We start from the raw sequence: 12,781 nt of genomic DNA, 5'->3' as shown, positions 1-12,781 counted from the left end.
AAATCGACAACCAATCACAACAGTGCGGAAAGTATGAGTGGTCATGTATTCAATGGTGAACGCAACCAATGCTGTCTCCGGTCAGGGACTCGCTAACGGTGCCACCGGGCGCAGGGGTGCGGTGGGACTTGGGATTGCGAACATCGCCATGGACGGCACCGTCCTGGACACCTGGTACCCCGATCCCGCCCTCATCGACCCCGACAACTGGAGTCAGCCCTACCCCCTGGAAACCGGCACGGTGCGTCTTGGCGCCCGTGAACTGACCCCCAGGATGCTGCAGCTGGTCAAACTCGATGAGGACCGACTGGTGGAGCAGGTCGCCGTGCGCACCATCATCGAGGACCTCGAGGCCCCGCCGCGCGACGCCCATGATGTCTACCTGCGTCTGCATCTGCTCTCCCACCGCCTGGTGCGCCCGCATGAACTGCACATGTCAGAAACCCTGAACATGTTGTCCAACGTGGTGTGGACCAACAAGGGTCCCTGCCTGCCGGATAACTTCGAATGGGTCCGGGCCGCCCTGCGTTCCCGTGGTCTGATCCATGTCTACTGTGTGGACCGCCTGCCCCGCATGGTGGATTATGTGGTGCCCTACGGTGTGCGCATCTCCGAGGCGGAACGTGTACGCCTGGGTGCGTACCTGGCCCCGGGCACCTCGGTGCTGCGTGAGGGTTTCGTCTCCTTCAACTCCGGCACCCTGGGTGCGGCGAAGGTGGAGGGCCGCCTGTCCTCCGGTGTGGTCATCGGTGCCCGTTCCGAGATCGGCCTGTCCTCCACCGTGATGTCCCCACGTGACTCCGAGGGGCGTCGACTCTACCTCGGCATCGGCGAGGACTGCACCTTCGGCGTGAGTTCCGGCGTCATCGGGGTCTCCCTCGGTGACAACTGCCATGTGGGCAACAACATCGTGCTCGACTGTGACACCCCCATCTGGTTCCCCGAGGCCGAGGAGGAACGCACCGTCAAGGATATCGAGGGCCAGTCGAACTGGTCGATCAAGCGGGAGAAGGGTTTCCATGAGCCGGTGGCACGACGCATCCCGCCCCGCACCCGACCGGGTACCCGGCCCGGCCCCCGGTCCGACGCCCAGCCTGACACCACAGACAGCCAGGCCTCCCATTAGGGAAACACCCACCGGCTGATTGCACAGACGGCCCCAGTAGGCTCTCACCCACCCTGCACACCACCACGGAAAGCACCCGGACCCCGGGTGATGCGTGGTTTCGTGAATACCTAAACAGACGTTTACGGTTGAGAGCATGGCAATGAGTGAAGTTCCCGCGGCAGCTCAACCCGGTGCTGCCCCCGGATCATCTGAGACAACATCTGATCCGAACAGAAGACAAGAACTGGGCACCGGTCTGCGGACCCGACATCTGACCATGATGGGCCTGGGATCCGCCATCGGTGCCGGGCTCTTCTTGGGCACCGGTGTGGGTATCCGGGCCGCCGGGCCGGCGGTGCTGCTGGCCTATATCGCCGCCGGTGTGATCGTAGTGCTTGTCATGCAGATGCTCGGTGAGATGGCCGCCGCCCGGCCGCATTCGGGTAGTTTCTCCAAATACGCCGAGGATGCCTTCGGACACTGGGCGGGGTTCTCCCTGGGCTGGTTGTACTGGTTCATGCTCATCATGGTCATGGGTGCGGAGATGACCGGTGCCGCGGCGATCATGGGGGCGTGGTTCGGGGTGGACCCCTGGATACCGGCCCTGGTGTGCGTGGTGTTCTTCGCGATCGTGAACCTGGCGGCCGTCCGCGGGTTCGGTGAGTTCGAGTACTGGTTCGCCTTCATCAAGGTCGCTGTGATCGTGGTGTTCCTCATCGTCGGCGTCGGCCTGATCTTCGGTCTGCTGCCCGGTTCGACCTTTGTGGGCACGAGCAACTTCATCGGGGACCACGGGTTCATGCCCAATGGGCTCTCCGGTGTGGCCGCGGGTCTGCTCGCGGTGGCATTCGCCTTCGGCGGCATTGAGATCGTCACCATCGCCGCGGCGGAATCCGACCAGCCCCGGCGGGCGATCTCCCTGGCGGTGCGCGCCGTGATCTGGCGTATCTCCCTGTTCTACCTGGGGTCCGTCCTGGTGATCACGTTCCTGATGCCGTATGAGTCCATCGATAACGCCGAAACCGCGGCGGAGTCGCCCTTCACCCGGATCCTGGACATGGCCAACATCCCGGGTGCCGTGGGGCTGATGGAGGCGGTGATCGTACTGGCGCTGCTGTCGGCCTTCAATGCGCAGATCTACGCCACCTCCCGTCTGGTGTTCGCGATGTCCCGCAACCAGGATGCCCCGCGGGTGTTCTCGGTGTTGAGCAGGAGCGGGGTGCCCACCGCGGCGGTGCTGTTGTCGATGTTCTTCGCCTTCGTCTCCGTGGCGCTGCAGTACTTCAATCCGGCCGGCCTGCTGGATTTCCTGCTCAATGCCGTGGGTGGCTGTCTGCTGGTGGTGTGGGCGATGATCGCCCTGTCGCAGCTGAGGCTGCGGCCTAAGCTGGAGCACAACGGTGAGATCTCGACGGTGCGGATGTGGGGCCACCCGTGGCTGGGTATCCTCACCCTGGTGCTGCTCGCCGGGCTGGTGCTGCTCATGCTCGGTAATGAGGGTTCGCGCTCGCAGGTGTTCTCCGTGGCGGTGGTCTACGGTTTCCTGGTGGCGCTGTCCTTCACCACCACCCGCAGCCCCCTGCGGGGAAAGCGGACTGGACTGATAGACCGATAGAAATTAGTGTGGTGGCATGACTTCAGCTTCCGCAACCGGAATTGCCACCACAACACCCACCGGCGACATCCTCGATGTCTGGTACCCGGCCCCCACCCTGGGCGCGGCCGGGGACCAGACCACCACGGCCACCGATCCCCTGCTGGATCCCCTGGCCGGCGAGGACCCCGACCGTAGAGTCACCCGCACCGTCATCCACACCCGGATCGCTGATCTCGATGCCCCACCCGCCGACACCGCCGATGCGTGGCTGCGGCTGCATCTGCTCTCCCACCGGCTGGTCAAGCCCCATGGCCTGAATCTGGAGGGCATCTTCGGCCTGCTGCAGAATGTGGTGTGGACCAATTTCGGGCCCTGCGCCGTGGAGGGCTTCGACCTGACCCGCGCGCGGCTGTCCCGCCGGGGCCAGGTGACGGTGTACTCGGTGGATAAATTCCCCCGCATGGTCGACTATGTCCTGCCCTCGGGGGTGCGCATCGGTGACGCCGACCGTGTCCGTCTCGGCGCCCACCTCGCGGAGGGCACCACCGTCATGCACGAGGGCTTCATCAACTTCAACGCCGGCACACTCGGCCATTCCATGGTCGAGGGGCGCATCTCCGCGGGTGTGACCGTCGGCGACGGCACGGATGTCGGCGGGGGCGCCTCCATCATGGGCACCCTCTCCGGCGGCGGAGAACACGTCATCAGCCTCGGGCAGCGCTGCCTGCTGGGCGCGAACTCCGGCTGCGGCATCCCCCTGGGCGATGACTGCATCATCGAGGCCGGGCTCTACATCACCGCCGGCACGAAGGTGCTTATCGACGGCGCGACCGTCAAGGCGCACACCCTCGCCGGGCGCAGCGGCCTGGTCTTCCGGCGCAACTCCACCACCGGCGCGGTGGAGGCGGTACCCAACACCAGCGTGGTCGCCCTCAATACCGCACTCCACGCCAACTGAGCGCCTGCCTAGTGGGGTGCGACCTCCTGGACCACAATCGTCTTCGGTTTCCGGAACGCCCAGTACTTGTTGACGATGAAGTTGACCGGCATGGAAATCAGGATGGAGATCGTCAGCGCCCAGTAGAACTTGGTGCGCAGGCCGGTGGAGTCATCGAAGATCTCGGAGGACAACGCCAGTGGTGAGGTGGGGTTCATCAGCAGGGTGGTGACCACCTGGCTGACCACGAAGGCCACCAGTCCGGTGGCCAGGAAGGGGAAGAAACCACGCCACCAGGAGCGCATGTTGATCATCTTGAAGGTCCACGTGCGGTTGAGCTGGTAGTTCCAGATATTGGCCACCAGGAAGGCGATGGTCATGAACACGTGATACCAGCGGATGTGGAAATCGGTACCCAGCAGGTTCATGAAGGGGTCATGCTCCGAGATACCCGCGGTCCATCCGGCGATCTTCTTGGACAACGCCGCGACAGCGAGGTTGACGATGGTGCCGGACCCGCCCACCAGCCCGAATTTGATGAACTGGCGGCTGGTTGCGTGCACGCGTGTGCCCCACCCACTCTTCTCGGAACTCAACGCGCCTCTTCCCCTGTCAAAAATTTCAATTTGAGAAATTCAAGCCTAGTCCCCCGTCGGGGAGATCAGGAAACCACTCAGGCGAGACGGGCGGCGGCGGCGTTGATACGCTCGTCGGTCTCCGTCATGGCGACCCGGACATGGTGGGTACCACGTGGGCCATAGAAATCCCCGGGGGCGACCAGGATGCCCCGCTCGGCGAACCAGTCCACGGTGTCCCGGCACGGTTCATCACGGGTGGCCCACAGGTACAGGCCGGCCTCGGAATCATCGATGCGGAACCCCGCCCCCAGCAGCGCCTTCATCAGGGTGGCGCGACGACGGGCGTAGATCAGCTTCTGCCCCGCCTCCTGCTCATCATCGTTCAACGCGGCGATCATGGCCTGCTGGATCGCGTAGGGCACCATGAGGCCGAGGTTCTTGCGTGCCTCGGTCAGTTCCCCCACCAGGGCCGTATCACCGACGATATAACCGGCACGGTAGGAGGCCATGTTGGAGGTCTTGGACAGCGAATGGATGGCCAGCAGGTTGGTGTGGTCACCATCGCAGACGCGGGGATCCAGGATGGAGAGGGGCTCATTGTCGTCATCCCAGCCCAGGCCCAGGTAACACTCGTCGGCGGCGATGATGACGTCATTGTCCCGGGCCCATCCGACCACCTTGCGCAGGTGTTCCACACCCAGCACCTTGCCGGTGGGGTTGGAGGGAGAATTGAGGAACATCATCGACGGCACCTCGGGCCCCAGTTTGAGCAGGGAATCCGAGCGCAGCACCCGGGCCCCGGCGGCCACGGCCGAGACCTCATAGGTCGGGTAGGCGATCTCCGGGATGACCACGGTGTGTCCGGCCAGACCCAGCATGAACGGCAGCAGGGCGATGGCCTCCTTGGTGCCCACGACGGGGATGACGGAGGCGTCGACAAGCCCGGTCATGCCGTAGCGGCGCTCCAGCGCGGCCCGGATCGCGGACCGCAGTTCGGGGGTGCCGATGGTCTGTGGGTAACCGGAGAACCCCGCGGCCTCCGACAGTGCGATCTGGATGCCGGGGGCCACCGGGTCGACCGGGGTGCCCACCGACAGGTTCACAATGCCATCCGGATGCTCACCCGCCCGTGCCTTGGCGGTGGCGAGTGAGTCCCAGGGGAAGTCCGGGAGGATGGTGGCTAACGGGGTGCGGGGTGTACGGGTCATGAATGTACAGATTAGGCCTGTGGGGGCAGTGCCGCGATAAGGGGGTGATCGAAATCCTGTGGGCCCAGCTTGGCCGCCCCACCAGGGGATCCGAGATCATCGAAGAACGCGGCGTTGGCCTCGTTGTAGTCAATCCACTCGTCTGGGACATCGTCCTCGTAGAAGATCGCCTCAACAGGGCAGGCCGGCTCGCAGGCACCACAGTCGACACACTCATCGGGGTGGATGTAGAGCATGCGCTTGCCCTCGTAGATGCAGTCGACCGGGCACTCTTCAACGCAGGCACGGTCCAAGACGTCAACGCAGGGCTGTGCGATTGTGTAGGTCATTGGTACTCGAAAACTCCTGGCTTGTAATCAATGGGTGGACACGACAAACCGTGTGGCTTCATTATGCTACGCTCCCCGCACCAGGGGCCAAATCCCCCCCGCTATACCGGCAACGAGCAACAACACCGAGCGCATGTTGGACCCCAGGAGCTGATCCCCGACCGCCAGCGGCCAGATCAACAGGACGGCAAATCCGAGCAGCCACGTGAACAGGGGGATCGCCGCCACCGGTTTATTGTCGGTCCACAGCAGAGATGTCCTGGTCAGAACCATATTGAAGAAGAAGGCGATGACGATGGTGTACGGAAACGCCATGGCCGCCCCACCGGGCAGCGTGATCCACGTGCCGAGGTAGACCACCTCGAGCAGCAGGGAGATCAGCGCACCGAGACCGAGCCAGAAAATGCCCCCGATCACCTCGCCCCGGGACAGACCGCGGTGAATGAAACTCCGGTTACGTTCCACGGGAACTACCACTGGAGTCCGTCGGCGGGGCCCTGGGCATCGGCCGGGAAGGCGGTGCCCGCACCCAGCTGGTAGTGCTCACGGCGCATGACCGGCTGGGCGATGAGATTGCTCAGGGCGAAGACCACCGGCGCAGCGGCACGGTCGGTGACCTCGGCGAAGGCCGCGTGCGGGTTGGTGTCACTCACGCCGCCATCGGCGATCCACAGCTGGGTGGCGTGGGCCCGCATGGACTCCACCTTCGCGTGATAGGCGCGGTCATCCAGTTCGAGTGCGAAGTCCACCCGGTCCTGGCAGGCCAGCTCATCATCGCCTGCGGCACGCCAGCCCGTCGGTACGGCACTGATGGCATCCAGTCCGGCCTGCAGGTCGGTGCGTCCCGTCACCGCCCACAGGATGCGCTGGATGCCTTCCACGCGCCCGGCGGCGCCGTGGGTGATCTCATGGGCCCGGATATGGTCCGGGTGCCCGTACCCGCCGTCGGGGCCGTAGGTGATCACCAGGTGGGGGCGCAGCATGGTGAAGATCTCCACGAGCTGCTCCTCTGCCTGGTCCCCCGACCGGACGAAGGAGCGGGGGTGGTCATTCGCAGGATCACCGACCATGCCGGAATCCCGCCACCGCCCCGCACCGCCGAGGAAACACCCCGACGCCCCGAGGATCCGCAGTGAGGACAGCAGTTCATGGATGCGGAAACCACCGAGCTGATCGGCGTCACCGTTGACCAGCTGCTGCCAGGTCTCACCGATCACCTCACCCTGCTCCCCCAGCGTGCAGGTGACCACGGTGACATCAGCACCCCGGGTGGCCAGGTGGTGGAGCGCCCCGCCGGTGGTGATCGCCTCATCATCGGGGTGGGCGTGAACCGCCACCACCCGCAGTCCAGACAGGTCATTGTGCAATATCATTCTTCCTCCAGTTCGCTGCGCTCGCGATGCCACCCGGCCAGGCCGAGGGATCCCCCGTCGGACCCACGATACCCGGGGTCCGGGCCTCCACACGGGTCTCGGTCACGATCGGCAGATATAGAGCCTGTTCCTCATTGAGGCGCCTCCCCCACTCCGGGTCGAAGGTGATGTCACCGGCCATCAGCTGCGCCAGGTAATCCTCGGTCTGCTCATCACACCAGCCGCTCAGGGAGAGCTCACAGCCGTAGGTGTCCGCCAGGGCCAGGGGATCCTGCGCCTCCCTGCTGCGCAGGATCACACCGTCATACTCACCGGTGGCCAGACCTCCACCCACGCCACCGCCCAGCATGGAGTCGAGGTCGGTGGAAACCGTCACCGCGCGGATACCGGCGGCGGCCAGCTGGTCGACGAGTACCCTGCCGGCGGCGACCGCCTGATCATCGGCGGGATCGATGGCAAAACGCAGCGGGGAGGTGGTCGTGAGCTCCCGCAGTTCCTCCTGAGCCCCGGTCTGCCCGTCCACGCGGTAGTCGGTGTCCGGGGCGATACTGAGGGTGGCGGAACGGCCGGTGGCCAGCCGGGCGGTGAGGGGGACGTCGACAAGCTCCAACACCCCGGCACGGCGCGCGGGCGTGGCCAGGGCCGGGGACGCGGTGTTGAGCACCACCCTCAGCGCACGATCGGTGTCCGAGGTGCGCACCTCCACACCGGGGACGAGCCGGAAGGTGTCCACGAGGGTCTCGGTGGGCCGCAGGTTCATGAACACGCTCTGCCCGGTGCGGAGGAATTCCCCGGCGCGGGAGGTTGACCGGGCATCATGGAAGCTCAACAATTCGACTGTGGCGGGATTGGCACCCCAGAAACGGTCATTGCGGGCGAGCGTGACCATGCCACGCTGCCGGTCGATGGAACGCACCATATAACGGCCCGCGGCCGCGGGGATGGCGTCATAAAGTCCGGTGCGGAAACCATCGGACACGCCCTGGATCAGGTGGCTGGGCAGCAGGTTGTTGAACAGCTGCTGCCAGTCGGCCACCGGGCTGGAGAAATCAACCTCCACAACCTTGCCGCCACCGGAGGTTCGGATCGCGGTGATCGCCTCATAACCCGCCCGGTTGAAGGTACCCGGGGTCTCCACGATGGAACGGTGCAGATAGGCGAAATCCGAGCCCGTGATCGGGGTGCCGTCACTCCACTGCGCCTCCTGGCGGAGGGTGTACCGCACGGTCTGGGCGATGGCCGGTGAGGGGGGCTCCACCGTGGCCACGTCCTCGAGCAGATCCGTGTTCATGAGGTTGCCCACAAACGTGCTCGGCAGCACCAGCGCGGCGATGTCTTGGACGAGGGTGGAGTCATCGGCCAGCAGATGGGGGTTGAAACCGTTGCGCAGTGGGTCGATGCCGATGTTGACCTGAGATCTGCCGGTGGTGATCGGGTCGTCGGCGGTGCCGGCGGCGGGTGGTTCGGTGGTGTCCGTGGTGGTTTCGGCCGGGGTTTCGGTGCTCTCCGCTGTGACGGGTGGGGCCTCCTCCACCGGTGCCGGACCGGGGTTGGCCTGGCAGGCGACCAGGGACCCGGCCAGCAGTGACCCGGTCAGCAGGATCGACCAGCCTGGCAGGGTGGCACGACGGGGGCTCTTATTCACGGTTGTTCATCCTACTGTGCGCACCCGGGCAGACAGAACAGGCCCGCTGAGTGGTGCTCAGCAGGCCTGTCGCCGGAAACTGTATGCGCCCTTTCCGGTGCGGGCGGGAACCCTACTTGTTCAGGCTCTTGGCGCGGGAACGTGCACGGTTACGCTCGGTGGCGTTGAGGATGACCTTGCGCACGCGCAGGACATCCGGGGTGACCTCGACGCACTCGTCGACACCACAGAACTCCAGTGCCTCATCCAGGGAGAGGTTGTGGGCCTTGGCCAGGGTGACGGTGGTGTCGGCGGAAGCTGCACGCATGTTGGTCAGCTTCTTCTCCTTGGTCGGGTTGATGTCCATGTCCTCTTCGCGGTTGTTGGAACCAACCACGACACCCTCGTAGGTCTCGGTACCCGGCTCGACGAAGAAGTTGCCGCGGTCAGCCAGCTGCTGCAGGGCGTAGGCGGTGATCTGACCGGAACGGTCGGCGACCAGGGAGCCGTGGGCACGGCCCTTGATCTCACCGGCCCAGACATCCAGGCCATCGGAGTAGGAGTTGGCGATACCGGTACCGCGGGTCTCGGTCATGAACTGGGTGCGGAAACCGATGAGGCCACGGGAGGGAACACGGAACTCCATGCGGATCCAGTCGGATCCCGGGGTGGTGGTCATCGACTGCATCAGGCCCTTGCGGGTGGCCAGCAGCTGGGTGACGTTGCCCTGGTACTCGGAGGGGACATCGATGACGATGATCTCATAGGGCTCGTGCAGCTTGCCGTCGATGGTCTGGGTGACCACCTGTGGCTTGCCCACGGTCAGTTCGAAGCCCTCGCGGCGCATGGTCTCAACCAGGATGGACAGTGCCATCTCACCACGACCCTGGACCTCCCAGGTGTCGGGGCGATCCGTCGGCTTGACCTTGAGGGAGACGTTACCGATCAGTTCCTGATCCAGGCGGGCCTTGATCACGCGGGCGGTCAGCTTGTCGCCGCCACCACGACCGGCCATGGGCGAGGTGTTGACACCGATGGTCATGGACAGGGCAGGCTCATCAACGGTGATCCGGGGCAGGGCGACGGGGTTGTTCACGTCGGCGAGGGTGTCACCGATCATGATGTCCTCGATGCCGGAGATGGCCGCGATGTCACCGGCGATGACCTCCTGTGCGGGGACACGGGAGAAGCCGACGGTGGACAGCAGCTCGGCGATCTTGGCGGTCTTGGTGTGCTGGTTGCCCTCCTCGTCATAGTGGATCCAGGCAACCTGCTGGCCCTTCTTCAGGGAACCGGCGTGGATGCGCACCAGGCCGATGCGGCCGAGGAAGGACGAGGAGTCCAGGTTGGTCACATGTGCCTGCAGGGGTGCATCGATGTTGGCCTCGGGGGCGGGGATGACCTTGAGCAGGGTGTCGAACAGGGGCTGCAGATCCGGGGAGGCCGGGACGTTGCCGTTGCCGGGGTTCTCGGTGGAGGCCTTGCCCTCACGGCCGGAGGTGTACAGGACCGGGAGGTCGAGCAGCTGCTCGGCGGCGGCTGCGGCCTCCTCGTCCTCGATGGCGGAGGCCAGCTCGAGGAGGAGATCCTGGGCTTCCTCGACGACCTCGTCGATGCGGGCATCGGGGCGGTCGGTCTTGTTGACGGCGATGATCACCGGCATCTTGGCGGCCAGTGCCTTGGACAGCACGAAGCGGGTCTGGGGCAGCGGACCTTCGGAGGCATCCACCAGCAGGACGACACCGTCGACCATGGACAGTGCGCGCTCGACCTCGCCACCGAAATCGGCGTGGCCGGGGGTGTCGATGACGTTGATGACCAGGTCATTGCCGTCCTTGCCGGCGCCCTTGCGTCGGATGGCGGTGTTCTTGGCCAGGATGGTGATGCCCTTCTCGCGTTCCAGATCACCGGAATCCATCACACGGTCAGCAACTTCGCCGTGATCGCCGAACACGCCGGACTGTTCGAGCATGGCATTAACGAGTGTGGTCTTTCCGTGGTCAACGTGCGCGACGATCGCGACGTTACGAAACTCTGGATGGGTCACTGGGGGCATTCTCCTGCCGGATAAAGATATGGAGGACGCGGGCGCAGCTACTGCCGTGCCGTTGTCCCTTGTTATAGAACGCTAGCAGTCTACTCGCAACCACCCGTGCGCGCACAAGTCCGGATTCATGGGGGAGCCGGAGGATGCCGCTACCCGTCTGGCATGCGGTTTCCCGGATGCTTTTCGACGAAAAACCACCCCACCCCCTCTTTGTAACGAATCGGCATCACGCACCGACACAGTAGATAACGAGGCGGTGGAGACGCACACCATGCGTTTTCACACCCCGCCCCGGGATCCACAGGCAGCCTCCAAGCGGTCTGTGGAATATATGAATCGTATTGACAGTGATCCTTCTGCGATTATTGTGACAGGAGAGACAGGTGTGACTGATGTTGTTAATTTCGGCGTTGTCCACCTGCTCCTCCGGTAACACAATCCAGGGTTTCCCCGTCGTCGAAAGGCAAGTACAGCATCGTGGCACACGTGACCAAGCGTTTCGCACCAGGTAAAGGCATCAAACGACTGACCTCCCTGGCGGTGGCCGGCACCCTTGTCGCGTCATCACTTGCGGGAGCCCCCGCGGCATCGGCCAACCCGGCCGAGGATCTGTACAACCTCTCCAACGACATCGCCACCAACCTCTCCAGCACACTCCCCGTTGATCATCTGGGCCGCCCCACCGAGGCAGCCCGACAGCAGATCATGGACGCGGTCAACCAACCGTGGGTACCGCAGGAGATCCGGAACATCGTCACCCAGGCCCTGGGGTTCGTCTCCGGTGATGGCGAGGGCGGCGACGTGGAGATCCCCGAGAACGCACCCGATATCGCCCAGTTCGCCTGGCCGACCCGGGCCGAGAACTGCATCGGTGGCACCTCAGCCTCCGTGGGCAGTGCCTTCGCCGTTCCCGGACCCGCAGCACTCCCCCTGCCCGGCGTTGCTGCCGGACAGTCCGCGTTCGTGTTCACCGCACTGGGAACCGGACCGCTCGCAGACCAGCAGAACACCCGCATGCAGGTCCAGTGGGCGAACCTGAGCAACCTCACGCATGGAACCACTGTCCTGGGCAACACCGGCATCAACCCGGATGGCCCCTCCACGATTTCAGGTGTAGCCAACACCGGCCGCGGCCTCATCGTCGCAGTGCTCAGTGGTGGTCTCACCACGGCCACCGACAACGGCGGGGCGAACTGCGTGTTCGCCCCCACCGCGGTCGTATTCGATGTGAGATAGGAAAACCATGACTGATCTTCACCCCGTCAAACAGGAGACCTTCGACACCTCCGGACGCGTCAACACCGACCCGAAGGGGTTCCTCCGCGAGGTTGACACCTTCACGGTGACCGATTTCGGTCTCTACATGGCACGTGGGGCCGATCACCCGAGGTTCGGGTATCTGGAGAGCTGGCTGCTACCCGAACTGGGGCTGCGCGCCAACATCTTCCACTTCCGCGAGGGGGTGGATGAACGCCAGGACTACTACATCGACATCGCCGAGATCAACGTCGAGAACGGCGTGTGGACCGCCCGTGATCTCTACGTCGACCTGATCTCCGTGTGCGGTGAGCCCATCACAGTCAGGGACATCGACGAACTCGCCGCCGCCACCTCAGCAGGCCTGATCTCCGCTGAGGACGCCGAACGTGCCATCGACGCGACCCTCAACGCCGTGGAGGGCATCACCCGCCACGGTGATGACCCGATGGAGTGGCTGCGCTCCCGGGGCATCGAACTGACCTGGGCTGATGCCAGCCAGGTGCAGCTCGTCCCCGCAGAGTAGCCGCCCTCCCCCGGGCCCGGTGTCCCGAACAGGGGGCATCGATGGTCCCTGCGCACGCATGGGCGCCTGTCGACGCGCGCTGCTCCCCCACCCGTGTCCACGGCTGCCTACAGCCGACACGGTGAACACCTCCATGCACACCAAAAACCCGCATCCACACCGACAACGGTGCAGATACGGGCGTGTGAGGCGCTGCC

The 12,781-nt window shown here is 64.7% G+C and carries 12 protein-coding genes; 5 read left to right on the top strand and 7 right to left on the bottom strand.

The features are described 5' to 3' along the window. The first annotated feature begins 52 nt into the window (after positions 1-52). The 3 genes from CE_RS05900 (at position 53) to dapD (ending at position 3,663) form a co-directional block, all read left to right on the top strand. Positions 53-1,126, top strand: coding sequence for a DapH/DapD/GlmU-related protein (locus CE_RS05900; RefSeq protein ID WP_231295165.1), 1,074 nt, complete (start codon positions 53-55; stop codon positions 1,124-1,126). A 136-nt stretch (positions 1,127-1,262) separates the two neighbouring features. Further along, positions 1,263-2,723, top strand: a complete 1,461-nt coding sequence (gene aroP / locus CE_RS05895; RefSeq protein ID WP_011075322.1) for an aromatic amino acid transport protein AroP — start codon at positions 1,263-1,265, stop codon at positions 2,721-2,723. 16 nt (positions 2,724-2,739) lie between these two features. Further along, entirely contained in the window at positions 2,740-3,663 is a 924-nt protein-coding gene (gene dapD, locus CE_RS05890; RefSeq protein ID WP_006769877.1) for a 2,3,4,5-tetrahydropyridine-2,6-dicarboxylate N-succinyltransferase, read from the top strand. An 8-nt stretch (positions 3,664-3,671) separates the two neighbouring features. Here dapD and CE_RS05885 read toward each other — a convergent pair whose 3' ends face one another. From CE_RS05885 to typA, 7 genes are all read right to left on the bottom strand, one after another. Beyond that, positions 3,672-4,205: a GtrA family protein gene (locus CE_RS05885; protein WP_006769878.1), complete on the bottom strand. Its 534-nt coding sequence runs from the start codon at positions 4,203-4,205 to the stop codon at positions 3,672-3,674. Positions 4,206-4,315: 110 nt separating this feature from the next. Then, complete coding sequence (dapC, locus tag CE_RS05880; protein ID WP_006769879.1) at positions 4,316-5,428, bottom strand: succinyldiaminopimelate transaminase; 1,113 nt, start codon at positions 5,426-5,428, stop codon at positions 4,316-4,318. Between the two features lie 11 nt (positions 5,429-5,439). After that, on the bottom strand, positions 5,440-5,757 hold the full coding sequence (fdxA, locus tag CE_RS05875) for a ferredoxin (protein WP_006769880.1): 318 nt from the start codon (positions 5,755-5,757) through the stop codon (positions 5,440-5,442). Between the two features lie 66 nt (positions 5,758-5,823). Then, the gene (locus tag CE_RS05870; RefSeq protein WP_006769881.1) at positions 5,824-6,234 is read right to left on the bottom strand and encodes a hypothetical protein; all 411 of its coding nucleotides are present in this window, start codon (positions 6,232-6,234) and stop codon (positions 5,824-5,826) included. Then, a complete protein-coding gene (gene mshB / locus CE_RS05865; RefSeq protein WP_081447260.1) occupies positions 6,228-7,127 on the bottom strand; it encodes an N-acetyl-1-D-myo-inositol-2-amino-2-deoxy-alpha-D-glucopyranoside deacetylase in 900 nt (299 codons plus the stop codon). The genes CE_RS05870 and mshB overlap by 7 nt, the downstream gene beginning before the upstream one ends. Then, positions 7,114-8,775 carry an ABC transporter family substrate-binding protein gene (locus tag CE_RS05860; protein WP_006769883.1) on the bottom strand — a complete coding sequence of 554 codons (1,662 nt, stop codon included), beginning with the start codon at positions 8,773-8,775 and terminating at the stop codon, positions 7,114-7,116. Before CE_RS05860 ends, mshB begins: the two co-directional genes overlap by 14 nt. A gap of 112 nt (positions 8,776-8,887) precedes the next feature. Continuing rightward, positions 8,888-10,801 (bottom strand): translational GTPase TypA, encoded by a 1,914-nt coding sequence (typA, locus tag CE_RS05855; RefSeq protein WP_035109854.1) that lies wholly within the window; start codon positions 10,799-10,801, stop codon positions 8,888-8,890. Between the two features lie 516 nt (positions 10,802-11,317). Here typA and CE_RS05850 point away from each other — a divergent pair. After that, complete coding sequence (locus tag CE_RS05850; protein WP_407921251.1) at positions 11,318-12,037, top strand: Rv1157c family protein; 720 nt, start codon at positions 11,318-11,320, stop codon at positions 12,035-12,037. 7 nt (positions 12,038-12,044) lie between these two features. Further along, a complete protein-coding gene (locus CE_RS05845; RefSeq protein WP_006769887.1) occupies positions 12,045-12,584 on the top strand; it encodes a DUF402 domain-containing protein in 540 nt (179 codons plus the stop codon). The last annotated feature ends 197 nt before the right edge of the window (positions 12,585-12,781 follow it).

Origin of the sequence: Corynebacterium efficiens YS-314 (genome assembly GCF_000011305.1) — a bacterium.
GTDB classification, from domain to species: domain Bacteria; phylum Actinomycetota; class Actinomycetes; order Mycobacteriales; family Mycobacteriaceae; genus Corynebacterium; species Corynebacterium efficiens.
This window is presented reverse-complemented; position numbering and strand designations above follow the sequence as displayed.